Origin of the sequence: Vibrio sp. CK2-1 (genome assembly GCF_021726515.1) — a bacterium.
Classification (GTDB): domain Bacteria; phylum Pseudomonadota; class Gammaproteobacteria; order Enterobacterales; family Vibrionaceae; genus Vibrio.
Genome location: NZ_JAKKCJ010000003.1, coordinates 139,318 through 156,077, shown reverse-complemented (window position 1 = coordinate 156,077; position 16,760 = coordinate 139,318). Strand labels below are relative to the sequence as shown.

The following is a 16,760-nucleotide window of genomic DNA, read 5'->3' as shown; positions in this document are numbered from 1 at the left end:
GGTAAATTCAATACATTATTGCGTAGAACGAATCAAGTCAGCCATCATTTCAATATGCTCATCCGAGTCATTTAAACATTCAATATAGCGGTAGTCTTGCCCACCTGCGTCTTGATAGATGTCTTTACATTCAATGGCAATTTCTTCCAAGGTTTCAATGCAATCACAAGCAAAAGCCGGTGAAAGAACATCTAAGGTGGCAAGTTTCTTATCCGCTAAATTTTCGAGCGTTTTATCGGTATAAGGTTGCAGCCACTCTTCTTTACCAAAGCGGGATTGGTAACTCATGCCTATTTGCTGTTGCGATAAGCCAAGCTCCAGACGCAATAACTCTGTGGTTGTTTCGCAATGCTTAGGATAAACATCACCTTGATTGGCAAGGCGTTGTGGGATTCCATGATAGGAACACAGAAGAAAGTCACCTTGCCCATGCTGCTGCCAGTAATCGCGAATCTTACTTGCTAGCGCTTTAATGTATAAAGGGTGCTGATGATAATCACGGATTAAGTGATAGCCCGGCAAGGCAATCATTTTGCTCAAACTACGTGATAGCGCATCGGATACCGCCGCCGTGGTGGTACTCGAATACTGAGGATATAGAGGCAATACGGTAATCGTATCGCAGCCCTGCTCAATCAGCTTATTAATGCCGCTTTCAATACTAGGGTTACCATAAGTCATCCCTAGTTCTACCGGGAGTGTGAGCCTCTGTGCAAGCTTTTCGGCTTGGCGCTTTGAATACACCATTAAAGGTGATCCTTCATCCATCCAGACTTGCTGGTAGACTTTAGCCACTTTGGGTGAGCGCAACGGTAAAATCACGCCATTAAGTAAAGGCCACCAAAGTAATTTCGGGATGCTCACAACGCGTTTATCACTCAAAAACGGTTTTAAAAAATCTTTAACCCCTTGAGCTGATGGCGATTCTGGCGTTCCAAGGTTGACTAATAAAATGCCTGTTTGGCTTGCGACTGATTTGCCCATCCTCGACCTCTACAAAAAGATATAAAAAAAGCGACATTACGAATAATGTCGCTCAATATAACAAAAATCTTACTCGCTCACTTATCTATTTTGCCTATCAAATCAATCGTTAAATAGACACTAAAGTGAGCCTAAAGATTAAGATAATGCTTTTTCGATGTCAGCACTTACTTCTGAAACTTGCTTAGTACCATCAAATTTCAAGTATTGAGTGTTGCCTGCTTCTGCTTCTTTATTGTAGTAAGCAATTAGAGGAGCCGTTTGATCATGGTAAACACCTAGACGAGCACGTACTGTCTCTTCTTTATCATCATCACGTACTACTAGGTCTTCACCTGTTACGTCATCTTTACCTTCCACTTTAGGTGGGTTGTAAGTAACGTGGTAAGTACGGCCAGATGCTAGGTGAGCACGACGACCTGCCATACGCTCAACAATCACGCTGTCAGCAACGTCAAATTCGATCACGTAATCCACTTCAACACCAAGTTCTTTCAAGCCATCAGCTTGAGGGATAGTGCGAGGGAAACCATCAAGTAAGAAACCTTTTTCACAATCCGCTTGTGCAATGCGCTCTTTGATAAGACCAAGAATAATGTCATCAGAAACGAGTTGACCCGCATCAATAACCGCTTTCGCTTGCTTGCCCATTTCAGTGCCCGCTTTAATTGCAGCACGTAACATGTCACCGGTTGAAATTTGTGGAATACCAAACTTGTCCATGATGAATTGAGCTTGAGTACCTTTACCAGCACCCGGAGCACCTAAAAGAATGATGCGCATGTATATTCCTCTTATTTAAAATTTTTATACCGAAGCTCACTGTAATGAATGTAAAACAATGAAGACACTACGGTAAGTTTCGGTATAAGGATGAAGTCAGCATATCCCTGTTGTATCAAAAAATACTGACTTATTACAAAACTAGGGCCGGAATTTTACCACAACTTCCGGCCCCATTTCATTTTTACTTAGTAAGAAGTGCGTTGATTGCACCGACAAAGTGACTTGGATCTTCCATTGCGCCGCGTTCTGCGAGCATAGCTTGACCAAGTAACACTTCAACCCAACGGCCAAAGGCTTCTTCATCTGCCTCATCAGCCATACGTTTCACTAACGCATGATTAGGGTTTAGCTCGAAGATGTACTTCACTTCAGGGACTTCTTGTCCAGCCGCTGCTAACAATTTTGCCATCTGTGTGCCCATTTCATAATCATCGGTCACCACAACCGCTGGCGTGCTTGCAAGCTTGAAGGTAGTGCGAACTTCTTTCACTCGGTCGCCCAAGTAATTTTTAGTACGCTCAACAACAGATTTGAACTCTTCTTCCGTTTCTTTCTGTTGTTCTTTCTCCGCTTCATCTTCAAATTTAGACAGATCAAGACCCGCTTTAGTGATTGCTTGGAATTGCTTGCCATCGAACTCGGTTAAGTAGTTCATTAACCACTCATCAATGCGGTCAAACATCAGAATCACTTCCAGACCTTTCGCTTTAAATTGCTCTAGATGTGGGCTGTTTTTTGCTGCAGCGTAGCTATCAGCCGTTAGATAATAAATTTTATCCTGACCTTCTTTCATACGCTCAACATAAGAAGCCAAAGATACGGTTTGCTCTGAATTATCAACATGAGTCGAAGCGAAGCGCATTAAACCGGCAATTTTCTCTTTATTTGAGAAATCTTCTGCCGGGCCTTCTTTTAGAACAAGACCAAACTCTTTCCAGAAGCTTTGGTATTTTTCTTCATCACGGTTGGCCATTTTTTCCAACATACCAAGCACACGTTTAGTACACGCGCTTCGTAGCGATTGAGTGATCTTGTTATCTTGTAAAATCTCACGAGACACGTTTAATGGCAAATCGTTAGAATCAATTAAGCCTTTTACAAATCGTAAGTAAGAAGGCATAAACTGCTCTGCATCGTCCATAATAAAGACGCGTTGTACATACAGCTTCAAACCGGCTTGATGATCACGGTTCATCATATCCCAAGGGGCTTTCGATGGGATATATAACAAGCTAGTGTAATCGTTCTTACCTTCAACCTTGTTATGGCTCCAAGTTAATGGGTCAGCAAAGTCGTGTGACACGTGTTTGTAGAATTCGACATACTCTTCATCTGTCACTTCAGATTTAGCGCGCGTCCATAATGCTTGAGCTTTGTTGATTTGTTCCCAAGACGCTTCTTTTTTAGTAACTTTAGTGCCGTCTTCGTTTTCTTCGCCAGTTTCAACGTCTTTTTCTGTCCAAATAGATACTGGAATACCAATATGGTCAGAGTACTTACCAATCACATCACGCAGACGATATTCATTTAAGAATTCTTTACCTTCTTCACGCATATGCAAAATAATGTCGGTACCACGGGTTTCTTTGGTGATGTCTTCAATGGTGTAATCACCTTCACCAGCAGAATGCCACTGCACTGCTTTATCCGCAGGTAAGCCTGCCGCGCGAGTACGAACCGTTACTGCATCCGCCACGATGAAAGCCGAGTAAAAGCCAACACCAAATTGACCAATGAGTTGTGAATCTTTGCTTTGGTCTTCTGATAATTTAGAAAAGAAATCTGCAGTACCCGATTTAGCAATCGTTCCTAGGTGCTCAATCACATCTTCACGTGACATACCAATACCATTATCAGAAATGGTTAGCGTATTGGTTTCACTGTTAAAAGAGAGTTTTACGCCTAGGTCAGCATCACCTTGGTACAAATCTGCATTCGATAATGCCTGAAAACGAAGTTTATCTGCCGCATCAGAGGCATTAGAGATTAGCTCTCGCAAGAAGATTTCTTTATTGGAATACAGAGAGTGGATCATCAAATGCAGTAGTTGTTTTACTTCTGATTGAAATCCACGTGTTTCTTTATTTGTTGTCATTGTATCGCTCATTAGAACTCCACTCTTGTTTGTACAGATGGTATTACAAAGTTGTTTGTTAAAAACTTACTCTACAAATTTGGGCGGGCGAATATAAATTCAAGGTAAAAATTCATCAAAACCGTGTTTTTCTTATCATTTTTTATTATCATGAGGGCGAAAAACATCACAAAATCTAAATTTCGCTAATTTTCAGCTGTGCGAAAGGTCGATTTCAACCAATTTTTGCTACTGAGAACACCTAAATGACTAATATAGGCACTAAATATATTCTTGCCCAAAAGTTCATATTCGATCCTTATAGCAACACGCTAAGCGATCTAAATGATGACAACAATATCGTACGTTTAGGAAGTAATGAAAGCCGTATACTTTTAATCTTGATCGAAAACTCAAATCAAGTAGTGAGCCGGGATCAACTACACGAGTATGTATGGCGAGACCAAGGATTTCAGGTCGACGATTCAAGCCTTACTCAAGCAATTTCTACGCTTAGAAAAATGCTACAAGACTCCACCAAGTCTCCACAATTTGTGAAAACAGTACCGAAACGAGGCTATCAATTGATCTCTTCGGTCGATATTGCGACTCAATCACAAGCACATGACATAGCCGATAAAGCAGAAGCTCTTGATTCTGAAGATGACTCGACGGCTACTCATAGTATTGAAGAAGCAAAACAAACCACAAATGTAAGCCAGAGCACCACTGCCAGCACGAAAGAAATATCAACTAAAGCAGATTCTAAGATCCCAGCCTGGCTTTATTTAGTTTGGGCGCTCATCGTTCTATTACCTATCTTAGCGTGGGTGAGTGAAGTGCCTGATAGCAATGAGCTGACTAAAATTGAAATGGAAAACGATATTCCACTTTTCGTACCGGCAAACCAGCCACAAATTGATCAATGGTTACCGATTATAGAAAGGTGTACCAAGGCTTATCAAAAACATGTACCGACAACCCTCTCTCGAGTGATCGCAACCGGTGGTGAAAGTGAGCATATTGCTTTGAATTACATCTACCCTCTCAAAGACACCGAACAAAATAAAACCATTGTATTGTTTGTTAACCAAACGAACTTTGAATCACTTTGTCAATAGAGGCTACCATGAAAAAGACAATATCGATTATCGCACTTGTTGTAGCTCTAATAGGTTCATGGAACTATTGGCAGGGTGATATCAAATTAAAACAAGAACTGACCTCAAGAGAATGGCAGTCCACGACGATTGCTTATATGAATTTTTGGGATCAAAAAATTCAGCATCTAGACAAAGCGAGTATTTCATCAACCGTTAAATACCTGCCAAACCAAACTTATATCAAAAACTCGACACTGATTTTTACGAGCAAAGATATCGAGAAACCGGTTGAAATCATCATTTCAGAATCGGGCAGCTGGGAACTTAGCGACCATTACTTGATTGTTGATGCCAGCGAGTTTAAAGATATTTCGACGACACCAATCACTCAGATAACACCTGTGCAAGTCGAAAAACTGAAAACGCTATTTAAGATTAATGCGCAACAAAGCCGAAAAATCGATGTGGTCAATGACCGCACTTTATTGCTTACCAGCTTGGCGCATGGCTCAACCGTTTTATTCTCTCAATAACATTTCCTCAAATAACACAAGGGCAAGTCAACCGCTTGCCCTTTTTCTTAGCTAACTTTTCTTGCCTAACTGTTCTTACCTAACAATTGAATTGGAGTGCCACATGAAAGCTAAAGTTGAAATCTTTTACTGTCGCCAATGTAATTGGATGCTGCGTGCTTCGTGGCTAAGCCAAGAACTACTCCATACTTTTAGCGAAGAAATAGAAAGTGTTGCTCTACATCCGGATACTGGTGGGCGATTTGAGATTTTCTGTAATGGCCAGGTTATTTGGGAAAGAAAGACGGATCATGGATTTCCCGAGGCGAAAGTGCTCAAGCAACGGGTTCGTGACATTATCGCCCCAGATAGAAACCTAGGGCATAGTGATAGTAAATAACCTCAACTGCGGATATATCCAAGTAACTAGTTTATTGATACTTACCGCTTAAAATCTCTTCACCACCATTTAGCTTGAAGACTTTAAATACTCCCTCTTCATATATGCCATAACTCGCCTCAATTTGGCCGCGAGGAAAGGTGGTAGAGCCTGGATTAAAGATAAAGTGCTCTCCTACCCAATCGGCTTGTGGAATATGGCTGTGCCCATGGCATAACGTATCTCCTGCATTAATAAGCGGTAGATGTTGTTGGTTATATATATGCCCGTGAGTTAGGAATAATTTTTTCCCAGAGTCTAAAAGTACCATCGTATAGTCACTCATCATGGGAAACTCTAAAAGCATCTGATCAACTTCGCTATCACAATTACCGCGAACCGCAATAATATGAGATTTGTATTGATTGAGTAATTGAGCGACCGCAGCTGGAGCATAATCAGCGGGGACAGGGTTACGAGGACCATGATTGAGCACATCCCCCAATAGAATAAGATACTCAGCTTTCGAACGTTCAAAATGCTTCAATGCTGTTTTAGTCGCGTCAAGGCAACCATGTAAGTCCGAAATAAAAAAGAGTTTCATACCATTATCACTTTGTGGGATGAGTTAAAATAGCCCTCGCAGAAGTCACTCCTAACGCTATAATGATAGTGAGAAATAAGGAGAGGTTATGCATATATTAATCACTGGAGGAACAGGTTTTATCGGCTGTGAGTTAATTAAACATCTCACGGGTCATCAAATTACTGTGCTGACACGCTCACAGAAAAAAGCCAAATCCGCATTACGACATGCTGACTTTTCAAACATTGACTATATCAACAAATTATCTAACTTCTCTGATCTTAATCATATAGATATCGTGATCAATCTTGCGGGTGAGCCGATTGCAGCAAAGCGCTGGTCATCCACTCAGAAACAGAAAATATGTCATAGCCGCTGGAATACCACACAACAACTTGTCGATCTCATCAAAAAAAGTAGCTCGCCACCAAAATGTTTAATTAGTGGATCGGCAGTCGGTATCTATGGTGATAAAGATAAGCAGCAAGTGTATGAAAATACTCCCCTTGCTAAAGGCGGTTTCCCTTTCAAAGTTTGTCAACAATGGGAATCTATTGCATTACAAGTACAAAGCGATAAAACACGAGTATGCTTATTAAGAACAGGCATAGTACTCGGCACAGAAGGTGGTGCTTTAGCTGCCATGCTGCCACCGTTCAAGCTTGGTGTTGGTGGTAAAATGGGCACCGGTGAACAATATATGCCATGGATACACTTACAAGACGCTGCAAGAGCAATTGCATACTTAGCCAATCATCATAAAGCCAATGGCATTTTCAACCTAAGTGCGCCTCATCCGGTCACAAATCTCGCGTTTAGTTATAGCTTAGCAAAAACATTAAAACGTCCGGCGATAATGACAACGCCTCAATGGATGATGAAACTCATCATGGGCGAGTCATCACAATTACTCTTTGATAGTGTGAGAGCCAAACCAAAACACTTAACGGAACTTGGTTTTATATTCACTTTTTCTCACTTAGAGCCCGCACTAAAACAAATTTTTCATGCTCGAGAGAACTAATCTAACAAGTTTAACCCCTCAATAATTACATGTCATTAAACCTTAATAATCGTGTGTCATTATACCATTATCAAGAGGCGTATTAATGGAGTTGTATGATGACCCTCAACCAACTTAACTGGCTGTGTATAGCCATTGTATGTACTATTTTTTTGATGTTCTAATGGCAGAAAAACTTTTCGAGTATTTATTTAAAAAATCAAGCAAGTGACTTTCACCTTTATCTTATTACCCTACTACCTTGAATTATCATAGTGGCGACCTCATTGTTATATAAATGATTTAGGCCTCCTGAGCCTACTACACCCAAGTGACTTTCAAGGATATTGAGATGCAGCCAGAATTCATCATTGAACTTAATGAACAAAATTTCCGCCCAACGATAGAACTTTCTCAACAACAACCGGTTCTTATCCAGTTTTGGGCGCCATCTGTAGCTGAAAGCACTTCTGTTATCAATGAATTACAAACACTTGCCAATCAATATCAAGGAGCATTCACGCTCGCCTTTCTTAACTGCGAAGCAGAGCCAGCTTTAGCCTCTCAATTTGGCGTTCAGTCTCTCCCAACGATTGCTTTGTTTTCTAATGGCCAAGCGGTCGATGGCATGGCTGGGCCTCAAAGCATCGAAACCATCACAACTATGCTGGTGAAACACCTTCCTAGCCCAGAAGATTTGGCTCTTAAATCTGCCATTGAAGCAATGGAAAATAACCAACATCAAGAAGCCTTAAGCGCTTTGCAGACGTTACCGGAAAACTACACTTCACGTGGTGATATCAAGCTCGCCATTGCTGATTGTTTATTAGAGACTCAACAGTTTGATCTTGCTAAAACACAATTAGCCAGCATTCCACTTGAATACCAAGATAATTATTACAAAGGCTTGGTGGCAAAATTAGAATTGCATGAACAAGCGGCAGACAGCCCTGAAATTCAAGCGCTAGAATCACAATTTGCAGAAGACCCAACAAATCTAGCATGCCTATGTGATTTAGCACTGCAATATCATCAGGTTGCACGAGATGAAGAAGCGCTGCAATTATTGATGGGAGTTTTGAAGAAAGATCTCCATGCTCATGATGGAGAAGTTAAAAAGGTGTGTATGGACATTTTATCTGCGCTAGGGCAAGGAAACGCACTTGCCTCTAAATATCGTAGACAACTTTACTCCTTACTATACTAGTCTCGATAGTAGTGTGTATTAAAAATACTAGTTAGTGTCTAGAGTATTGTAAGCTTATTTCTGGTTGCCCTTTAAGTTATCAATTATTGGGCAATCAGGATTATCATCTCCCGGGCAATCATTGATCCACTGAGTCAGTTGCTTCTCGATCTGTTGCAATTGCGATAATTTCTCTCTTACCTCAACCAACTTTTGTTTAGCCGTTGCTTTCACATCACAGCTATGACGAGTAGGATCATTCGCCAGTTCAACTAAGCTTTTACACTCATCTAAGCTAAACCCAACCATTCGTGCTCGCGCGACTAATTTAAGCTGCTCAACAATTTCCTCAGTGTAATATCGATAACCATTTTCACCACGCAATGGTAGGTTAATCACCTCTTTCGATTCATAAAAACGAATAGACTTTGCCGACAACCCAGTTAATTTTGCTACTTGGCTAATGTTCATTACCTAACCCTAATCATATCGGCTCCGATAAATGCATCCCACCCTCGTTGCCATTCGACTCTAATTCTTACATCTTGAGGACTATCATCGCACTGTCCCGTATATTTTTCACCTGATATTCCTTTATTAAAAGCCTGGTCAGGATCGCAATATACTTTCTTACCATCAAGATAGCCTTTCTGATAACTATCCTCATCAAATTTCACTTTTTCTTTTAAGCTCGGCAATTGAGAGTTATCGAAATCATAACCATTTGATCCAAACCGATAGCCTTGTCCATACCAAAAATCTTCAGGTGATACAGGCTTATTAGTACAACTCGCTAATAAAACAACAAATAGAATAATCATTTTTGACATAAAATCAGCTCCAATAAAAAAGCTGGACATATAATGCCCAGCTTTTAGTCTTCAACTTAATTTAATAATTCAAAGTTTATTTAACAGAGAATGGAATTGTTAACATAAGTTTGAAGTCATTTTCATCATTAAATGCGTTTGAGTAAGGACCCCAATCTGGCGCATCTGAATCATTGAAGTACTGAGTCCAGTAGAAGCTAACATTAGCACCTTCAAGCGCACCGCCTTGAATTGCATAGTTTGCAAATGCACTATATGCATATTCTACAAGGTCATCGTAGCCATCAGCTTTTGCACCAAAACCACCAGCAGTACTTACACCTGCGCTAAACCCGTTAGCACCAATATCAGAGAAGTCACGAGATGCAGAAAGGAATGCTGCAAACTCACCATCATGGTTATAATCTGAACGGTTATTCCACCAGATATCATAAGCACCGTTAGAACCACCATATTGCTCAGTTAAACGATATGCAAAGTTACCAACTTGGTTACGTGTATCTGTTGAATCTGCAACGGTATAAGTTGCTTCAGCACGGAATGAATATTGACCGGCAGAGAAAGCAGAAAGCATAGCTGCTTGGAACGCAGTGCTATCGTACTGATTATCATCATCGATCATATATAGTTGAGGAGACCAGTAGATGCCACCATCAGTTGTGCCTTTTACTTTAATGTGAGCATTTTTACGATCACCATCAGTTAAGCCACCATAAGCAACATCTAAAGAGATACCGTTGTCAAACGCATAGCGTGCACCGATAGAGTATACTTCACCAACATCTTTACCTTTAGCTGTACCATCGCTACCAGTTGGTCCCCAAGCACCGCCATCACGGAACTCGTATGTGTCTTTAAACCAAGGAGCTTTATATTGGTCAGCCATAACAAAACCTAGGCTTAACCCACCAATACCATAACCGATTTCACCACCACGATATGTACCAGGAGCAAAAGACCAGTTAACACCTAAAGTACTTGGAACAGAAGGTTGGAAGTAACCTAATTTAGCCGTACCTGTATCTGCGAATTTAAACTTAGCGGCTGCTGTAGCATAAGATACGCCATTATCAGTTTCAAAATTATCACAGCTGCTACCCATATCGTATGGAGCATCACAATCGAAAAAGTTCATTTCGTGATCGAAATTCGAGTTCTGCCACATATCAAATGTGCTGTAGATAACAATATCAGCACCTACTACACCACCAAGATAACCAGAGTTAAAACCTAAGTTAGCAAAAATAGAACCGTGATCTAGGTTAGGCACTTTTGATGTGTCGTTACCATTAGCGTCTTTTCCTGCACGTTCACGGTCACGCATAAAGAAGTTTAAGTTACCGCTGATTGTTGATTCAGAGAAAAACTCTGAAACATCACTAGCATAACCAGGACCCACTGGATCTTCTTGAGCAACAGCTGGTACTGATGCAAAAGCACCAATCATCGCAGCTGTTAATACTGAAATCTTAAAATTTTTTTCCATGGAAAAGCTCCTAAAAAATGGACATAGCTGTTTTATTTAACCTTGAGGCTTTAAGTGGCCGCCGAAAGCAACAAGGCATTCTTCCTATTAATTTGCTTAGTAAACTAACTAAACAAAAATTTTATGTTTTTAATGTTCGTACACAATGTGTACCCACGAGATTAAGACTAACTTCGCTGCGCGAAACATCAACAATAAGTTAATTTTTTAACAGAAAAACATGAGCGAGCGCAAAGTTCCCTAACATTGGTGATCAATATCACAAAGTACCAATAAAAATATAATCCCTAAAAATCAACAACTTAATTTAAAAATAGCAAGCCAGCTAAATTTACCCCTCACACAAAGCATTCACGAAATCCCTTAAACCTTTGAGTACCGATAAATAAATTAAATATAAGGAAACATTTATTAATCAGTAAATACAAAAAAGGCCCCCTGCTGGGAGCCTTTACAAAAAATAGCGACTTAATTAACGATTTAAATAAAGATTAATCATTCAGTATTGCTAATAGCTGTTCTTCCGTTTGGACCTCAACACCTAGCTCCTGAGCCTTAGTTAGCTTAGATCCTGCCGCCTCACCAGCAAATAAAATATCCGTTTTCTTCGATACACTTCCTGCTACTTTCGCTCCTAATGCCTGCAGTGCCGCTTTAGCATCATTACGATTTAATTGACTGAAAGACCCGGTTATCACTACGGTTTTATCTTTAAGTGGTAATGAATCAGGATCGGAACTGACTTCAACTTCAGGCCAGTGAATTCCTTGATTTATAAGATCATCAATCACTTTTTGATTATTTTCTTCTGAAAAGAAGTGCACGATATGCTCAGCCACAACTTGACCAACATCAGGCACTTCAATCAAGTTATCTTTGGTGGCAACTCTAACGTTCTCTAAAGTGTGGAAGTGTAATGCAAGGTTTTGTGCTGTCGCTTCACCCACTTCGCGAATCCCTAATGAGTAGAGAAAACGTGGCAGTGTCGTTTCTTTGGCTGCTTCTAAGGAGTTGACAATATTCTGCGCCGACTTAGGCCCAAGTCTGTCTAAAACCGTAATCACGCCTGCAGATAACTTAAATAAATCCGCAGGTGTTTGAACCATTTCTTTTTCGACGAGTTGCTCAATCACCTTGACGCCGAGTCCGTCCACATCCATCGCTTTACGTGACACAAAGTGCTTCAATGCCTCTATTCGTTGCGCTTGACAGATCAAACCACCAGTACAGCGAGTAACCGCCTCACCTTCAATTCGCTCAACATCCGAATGACAAACCGGGCATTGAGTCGGATAAATAACACGAACAGCATCTTCAGGACGTCTGTCAGGCACTACACCAACAATTTTAGGGATCACATCACCAGCTCGGCGAACAATCACCGTATCACCAATATGCACATCCAAACGCTCTATCTCATCGGCATTGTGTAGCGTGGCATTACTGACCGTCACACCACCGACATAAACTGGCTCTAGTTTAGCAACAGGAGTCACCGCCCCGGTACGCCCAACCTGAAACTCCACATCATTTAAACGCGTCATTTCTTCTTGGGCTGGAAACTTATAAGCAATCGCCCAGCGAGGTGCACGGGCAACAAAACCTAATTCTTCTTGTAAGGTAATGTCATCTACCTTGATCACTACCCCATCAATTTCATAAGCAAGCTCGCTACGACGCTGCAAAATATCTTGATAATAAGCCTTCACATTTTCCAGTCCTTCAACCACTTTCGTTTCAGGACACATAGGTAGCCCCCAAGATTTGAGGGTTAAAAAACGTTGATAATGACTTTGTGGTAATGTTCCACCTTCAACAACGCCAACACTATAGGCATAAAAGCTTAATGGACGAGTAGCGGTTACTTTAGAGTCGAGTTGGCGCAAACTACCGGCAGCCGCATTACGTGGGTTAGCAAACGGCTTAGTAGCATTTTTTAGCGCTTTTTCATTAAAGGCATTAAAACCATCCAGAAGCATAAAAACTTCACCGCGCACTTCAATACGCTGTGGCCAATTGTCACCTTGTAGTTTGAGCGGAATTGATTTGATGGTTTTTACGTTGGCGGTAATGTTTTCACCGGTCGCACCATCGCCACGAGTCGCCGCTTGAACTAAAATACCGTTTTCATAAAGCAAACTAACCGCTAGACCATCCAGTTTAGGTTCACAGCAATACGTATCACATTGCTTGGTTTTTAAACGAGTAGCGATCTTTTTATGAAAATTATCTAACTCGGGTTCTTCAAATGCGTTGTCTAATGAAAGCATAGGTATTTCATGCTTTACTTGAGTGAAGCCATCAAGAGGTTTTCCGCCCACTCGCATTGATGGAGACGAATCAGAAGCAAACTCTGGGTTCTCTTGTTCTAATGCGATTAACTCTCGCATTAAGCGGTCATATTCTGCATCGGTAATTTCAGGATTATCTTCGACGTAATAACGGACACCATGGTGATGAAGTGTCTCTCTTAATTGCTCTATTTTGCGCTCAATTTCGCTACTCATGGTCTTTACCTGATCGTGCTTATTTATTAGAGGTATTCATAAAAAAGGCCCCTATGAAGGAGCCTGAATCTTCGTTTCTAGTATTCTTGCATTGCCAACGGTTTATTCAGCTTCAGTGTTGCGAGCAACATAATCGCGAATTTGTTGACGATAGGCAGAAAGTCTATCTGGGGTCATTAGGTTACGTTTATCATCCAATACATTGGCACCTAAATCATCCGCAATTTGCTGAGCCGTTCTTAGCATCAATTTAAAGTTTTGATCCGCATCGCCGAAACAAGGCAAAGTCATGAAAAACGAAATACCTTTAGTCGTAAAGGTTGCCGGATCATCATGTGCTAATGTACCTGGGTTCATCATATTGGCAACACTAAATAAAACTTTACCCGTTCCTGATGTATCAGTATGGCAGTGGAAAATATCCATTGCGCCATAATGCAAGCCGTGTTGCTGCATGCTGTCAAATAGTTGAGTACCAACAAATTCTGAAGTACCGGCTGCATGCACATGGAAAACAATTACTTCCATGTCATTTTTATCAGTTTGTTTATTCTCTTGTGATTCTTTTGGCTGAGAGCCAACTGATGTTGGGGTTGATTCGGTTTTTTCCTGCTTTACTTCAGAGTCAGTAATATTTTCATTGGTAGCAGCTTTTTCCGGCTCAGAAAATGAGGCCTGTGTTTTAGCCGTTTGATGCTGAAGTTCCATTTTGACAGGTTCGTCAGTGACAACATCATCCGTCGCGGCAAAAGAAATATCCGACTCGCCAAATAAAGGATCGATATCTTCTTCTGGCTCATCAATATGAAAAGCGGGTTCTTTACGTTCTTTAACCGGAGTGGCGTGAGAAACGATACCTTCTTGAGCATCATCAGCAAGCGGAGTATTGACCTTTGGCTCCATTTTATTCAAAGGCTTATCAGCAAACTTTGCTTTACCTTCTTTCTTACTCGTCCATATACCATGTACCAGCAAACCTGCAATCGCCAGCCCACCTACAATAATGAGTACTAGTCGCAATTCCTGCATTTATCACTCTCAACTATTAATATAATTACCGAAACCATCACTCAACTTGTTGAATTACAAAAAGTCACCTTGGATGCTTAATTGTCTCTTATCATGCCATAGAAATGGCTAAATGAGTGGTTTGTATATAACTATTGATTACTTTACCAAAAATTTATACCTTTTTTGAACCAAATAATGTCAGTATTCCGGCATCTTTCTACTTCAATCAATGTTTTAACCATAAAAGGTCAGTATTTAGTGCAATTTTAAGCCACTTTATACCATCCCGCTTTTCTTATTTATCTATAACAGTAGAATAAACACTACGCTTGTCCCTTATTTATGGAGTGTTCATGTCATCTTCCCCTAACTTGAGAGCAGACCAACCGCCAAAAACTGGATTTGGTTATTTTGTCTATGGTGCTCAATTATGTTTCAAGCCGGGCATTCGACGCTTTGTCATTTTACCCTTACTGACCAACATCATTTTATTCGGTGGTTCGCTATTCTATCTATATAGTAACTTGAGTGAATGGTTAGATAATTGGTTAGGTACACTGCCGGACATGCTGTCTTGGTTGTCTTATTTATTACTACCATTATTAGGTATTACCATCATTGCAACATTCAGTTACTTTTTTAGTACCGTTGCAAACTGGATTGCAGCCCCCTTTAATGGCCTGCTGGCTGAAAAGTTAGAAATCCAATTAACAGGTCAAGGTCCTACAGATCAAAACCTGTTCTCATTAATTAAAGACACCCCACGAATCTTGCATCGAGAGTGGGTAAAACTTAAGTACTACCTACCGAAAGCGCTTGGCCTCTTTATTCTGTTGCTTATCCCTGCGCTCGGCCAAACTCTAGGCCCTATTCTATGGTTTGCTTTCTCTGCTTGGATGATGGCAATACAGTATTGTGACTACCCATTTGATAACCACAAAGTCACTTTTCCTAAAATGAAAAATGATCTTAAAGGTGACAAATGGAATGCCTATAGCTTTGGTGGATTAGTCGCTTTATGCACCATGGTGCCGATTGTAAACCTATTCGTTATGCCGATTGCAGTCTGTGGTGCAACAGCAATGTGGGTGGATAGATACAAATCACTCAATAAATAACACAAGGGGCGGCTTTATGAGCTGCCCCTCATATTTTTGACACAGTCATTTGCCCATATCATATAACCATTTATTCCTTTCACCTTATTTGTTGTAGATTTATGCTTTCAATCATGCATATATAAAGTGCTTATTAATTCACACCCTACCGTGTAATGAAGGAACATCAACATGACAAAGATTTACGAAGATAACTCTCAAACTATTGGTAACACTCCTCTTGTTCGCTTAAATCGCGTAAGCAAAGGCAACGTTTTAGCTAAGATTGAAGCTCGTAACCCAAGTTTCAGCGTAAAATGCCGTATTGGTGCCAACATGGTGTGGGAAGCAGAAAAAGCTGGTTTATTGAAGCCTGGCGTTGAACTAGTAGAGCCAACCAGTGGTAACACCGGTATTGCACTTGCATACGTTGCCGCAGCGCGTGGTTACAAATTGACACTAACTATGCCTGAATCAATGAGCCTAGAGCGCCGTAAGCTATTAAAGGCGCTAGGTGCTAACTTAGAGCTTACTGAAGCAGCAAAAGGCATGAAAGGTGCGATTGCAAAAGCGGAAGAAATCGTAGCAAGCGATCCAAGCAAGTACTTACTACTTCAACAATTTAACAACCCAGCCAACCCAGCTATTCATGAGCAAACTACTGGTCCAGAAATTTGGGATGCGACCGATGGCAACATTGACGTGTTTGTATCTGGCGTAGGTACTGGCGGTACTTTAACCGGTACAAGCCGTTACTTAAAAAACACTAAAGGCAAAGCAGTTACCACTGTTGCAGTAGAGCCAGCAGAATCGCCAGTGATCGCTCAAGCGCTTGCAGGAGACGAAATTCAACCTGCTCCGCATAAAATTCAAGGTATTGGTGCTGGTTTTATCCCTGGAAACCTAGATTTAGAGTTAATTGACAAAGTTATCTCAGTAACTTCTGATGAAGCGATTGCGATGGCTCGTCGCCTAATGGAAGAAGAAGGAATCCTGGCTGGCATTTCATCTGGCGCAGCGGTTGTTGCCGCGAACAAGATCGCTGAACTACCTGAATTTGAAGGAAAAACCATTGTAACTGTACTGCCAAGCTCTGGTGAGCGCTACCTAAGTACAGCTCTGTTTGCTGGTATCTTTACCGACAAAGAGAACGAGCAATAAAACTGGTTCAAATCAATTTTTCTATGAAAAAAGCTCCTTTATGGGGCTTTTTTGT

General features: G+C 40.9%; 16 protein-coding genes. 7 read left to right on the top strand and 9 right to left on the bottom strand.

Annotated elements, in window-relative coordinates; all coding sequences use genetic code 11:
- Positions 1-15: 15 nt before the first annotated feature.
- The 3 genes from hemH to htpG all read right to left on the bottom strand — a co-directional run bounded on the left by hemH (position 16) and on the right by htpG (position 3,877).
- Positions 16-984: a ferrochelatase gene (gene hemH, locus L3V25_RS09415; protein WP_237295127.1), complete on the bottom strand. Its 969-nt coding sequence runs from the start codon at positions 982-984 to the stop codon at positions 16-18.
- Between the two features lie 138 nt (positions 985-1,122).
- A complete protein-coding gene (adk, locus tag L3V25_RS09410) occupies positions 1,123-1,767 on the bottom strand; it encodes an adenylate kinase (protein ID WP_237295126.1) in 645 nt (214 codons plus the stop codon).
- A 184-nt stretch (positions 1,768-1,951) separates the two neighbouring features.
- Positions 1,952-3,877, bottom strand: coding sequence for a molecular chaperone HtpG (gene htpG / locus L3V25_RS09405; protein WP_237295125.1), 1,926 nt, complete (start codon positions 3,875-3,877; stop codon positions 1,952-1,954).
- 233 nt (positions 3,878-4,110) lie between these two features.
- On the opposite strand from htpG, the gene L3V25_RS09400 reads away from it, so the two are divergent.
- The 3 genes from L3V25_RS09400 to L3V25_RS09390 all read left to right on the top strand — a co-directional run bounded on the left by L3V25_RS09400 (position 4,111) and on the right by L3V25_RS09390 (position 5,859).
- A complete protein-coding gene (locus tag L3V25_RS09400; RefSeq protein WP_237295124.1) occupies positions 4,111-4,965 on the top strand; it encodes a transcriptional regulator in 855 nt (284 codons plus the stop codon).
- An 8-nt stretch (positions 4,966-4,973) separates the two neighbouring features.
- A complete protein-coding gene (locus L3V25_RS09395; RefSeq protein ID WP_237295123.1) occupies positions 4,974-5,480 on the top strand; it encodes a regulatory protein ToxS in 507 nt (168 codons plus the stop codon).
- A 103-nt stretch (positions 5,481-5,583) separates the two neighbouring features.
- Positions 5,584-5,859, top strand: coding sequence for a SelT/SelW/SelH family protein (locus L3V25_RS09390; RefSeq protein ID WP_237295122.1), 276 nt, complete (start codon positions 5,584-5,586; stop codon positions 5,857-5,859).
- A 31-nt stretch (positions 5,860-5,890) separates the two neighbouring features.
- Here L3V25_RS09390 and yfcE read toward each other — a convergent pair whose 3' ends face one another.
- The gene (yfcE, locus tag L3V25_RS09385) at positions 5,891-6,442 is read right to left on the bottom strand and encodes a phosphodiesterase (RefSeq protein ID WP_237295121.1); all 552 of its coding nucleotides are present in this window, start codon (positions 6,440-6,442) and stop codon (positions 5,891-5,893) included.
- 88 nt (positions 6,443-6,530) lie between these two features.
- Between yfcE and L3V25_RS09380 the strand changes: the two genes are divergently transcribed.
- Together L3V25_RS09380 and L3V25_RS09375 are read left to right on the top strand one after the other, a co-directional pair.
- Positions 6,531-7,448: a TIGR01777 family oxidoreductase gene (locus tag L3V25_RS09380; protein ID WP_237295120.1), complete on the top strand. Its 918-nt coding sequence runs from the start codon at positions 6,531-6,533 to the stop codon at positions 7,446-7,448.
- 331 nt (positions 7,449-7,779) lie between these two features.
- The gene (locus L3V25_RS09375) at positions 7,780-8,634 is read left to right on the top strand and encodes a co-chaperone YbbN (protein WP_237295119.1); all 855 of its coding nucleotides are present in this window, start codon (positions 7,780-7,782) and stop codon (positions 8,632-8,634) included.
- A gap of 54 nt (positions 8,635-8,688) precedes the next feature.
- Here L3V25_RS09375 and cueR read toward each other — a convergent pair whose 3' ends face one another.
- The 5 genes from cueR to zipA all read right to left on the bottom strand — a co-directional run bounded on the left by cueR (position 8,689) and on the right by zipA (position 14,465).
- Positions 8,689-9,084, bottom strand: a complete 396-nt coding sequence (gene cueR, locus L3V25_RS09370) for a Cu(I)-responsive transcriptional regulator (protein WP_237295118.1) — start codon at positions 9,082-9,084, stop codon at positions 8,689-8,691.
- Positions 9,084-9,443: a DUF2799 domain-containing protein gene (locus tag L3V25_RS09365; RefSeq protein WP_237295117.1), complete on the bottom strand. Its 360-nt coding sequence runs from the start codon at positions 9,441-9,443 to the stop codon at positions 9,084-9,086. Before L3V25_RS09365 ends, cueR begins: the two co-directional genes overlap by 1 nt.
- Before the next feature lie 76 nt (positions 9,444-9,519).
- A complete protein-coding gene (locus L3V25_RS09360; RefSeq protein ID WP_237295116.1) occupies positions 9,520-10,929 on the bottom strand; it encodes a multidrug transporter in 1,410 nt (469 codons plus the stop codon).
- Positions 10,930-11,420: 491 nt separating this feature from the next.
- A complete protein-coding gene (ligA, locus tag L3V25_RS09355; protein WP_237295115.1) occupies positions 11,421-13,436 on the bottom strand; it encodes an NAD-dependent DNA ligase LigA in 2,016 nt (671 codons plus the stop codon).
- 102 nt (positions 13,437-13,538) lie between these two features.
- On the bottom strand, positions 13,539-14,465 hold the full coding sequence (gene zipA / locus L3V25_RS09350; protein ID WP_237295114.1) for a cell division protein ZipA: 927 nt from the start codon (positions 14,463-14,465) through the stop codon (positions 13,539-13,541).
- A gap of 335 nt (positions 14,466-14,800) precedes the next feature.
- Between zipA and cysZ the strand changes: the two genes are divergently transcribed.
- Positions 14,801-15,565, top strand: coding sequence for a sulfate transporter CysZ (gene cysZ, locus L3V25_RS09345; protein WP_237295113.1), 765 nt, complete (start codon positions 14,801-14,803; stop codon positions 15,563-15,565).
- Positions 15,566-15,736: 171 nt separating this feature from the next.
- Positions 15,737-16,705, top strand: a complete 969-nt coding sequence (gene cysK / locus L3V25_RS09340; RefSeq protein ID WP_237295112.1) for a cysteine synthase A — start codon at positions 15,737-15,739, stop codon at positions 16,703-16,705.
- Positions 16,706-16,760 lie beyond the last annotated feature (55 nt).

Bases quoted from the DNA above. Each gene is read 5' to 3' on its own strand.
- L3V25_RS09395 (WP_237295123.1), top strand. From the start codon at position 4,974: ATGAAAAAGACAATATCGATTATCGCACTTGTTGTAGCTCTAATAGGT.
- cysZ (WP_237295113.1), top strand. From the start codon at position 14,801: ATGTCATCTTCCCCTAACTTGAGAGCAGACCAACCGCCAAAAACTGGA.
- cueR (WP_237295118.1), bottom strand. From the start codon at position 9,084: ATGAACATTAGCCAAGTAGCAAAATTAACTGGGTTGTCGGCAAAGTCT.
- L3V25_RS09380 (WP_237295120.1), top strand. From the start codon at position 6,531: ATGCATATATTAATCACTGGAGGAACAGGTTTTATCGGCTGTGAGTTA.
- L3V25_RS09400 (WP_237295124.1), top strand. From the start codon at position 4,111: ATGACTAATATAGGCACTAAATATATTCTTGCCCAAAAGTTCATATTC.
- adk (WP_237295126.1), bottom strand. From the start codon at position 1,767: ATGCGCATCATTCTTTTAGGTGCTCCGGGTGCTGGTAAAGGTACTCAA.
- ligA (WP_237295115.1), bottom strand. From the start codon at position 13,436: ATGAGTAGCGAAATTGAGCGCAAAATAGAGCAATTAAGAGAGACACTT.
- yfcE (WP_237295121.1), bottom strand. From the start codon at position 6,442: ATGAAACTCTTTTTTATTTCGGACTTACATGGTTGCCTTGACGCGACT.
- L3V25_RS09365 (WP_237295117.1), bottom strand. From the start codon at position 9,443: ATGTCAAAAATGATTATTCTATTTGTTGTTTTATTAGCGAGTTGTACT.
- cysK (WP_237295112.1), top strand. From the start codon at position 15,737: ATGACAAAGATTTACGAAGATAACTCTCAAACTATTGGTAACACTCCT.
- htpG (WP_237295125.1), bottom strand. From the start codon at position 3,877: ATGAGCGATACAATGACAACAAATAAAGAAACACGTGGATTTCAATCA.
- L3V25_RS09390 (WP_237295122.1), top strand. From the start codon at position 5,584: ATGAAAGCTAAAGTTGAAATCTTTTACTGTCGCCAATGTAATTGGATG.
- hemH (WP_237295127.1), bottom strand. From the start codon at position 984: ATGGGCAAATCAGTCGCAAGCCAAACAGGCATTTTATTAGTCAACCTT.
- L3V25_RS09375 (WP_237295119.1), top strand. From the start codon at position 7,780: ATGCAGCCAGAATTCATCATTGAACTTAATGAACAAAATTTCCGCCCA.
- zipA (WP_237295114.1), bottom strand. From the start codon at position 14,465: ATGCAGGAATTGCGACTAGTACTCATTATTGTAGGTGGGCTGGCGATT.
- L3V25_RS09360 (WP_237295116.1), bottom strand. From the start codon at position 10,929: ATGGAAAAAAATTTTAAGATTTCAGTATTAACAGCTGCGATGATTGGT.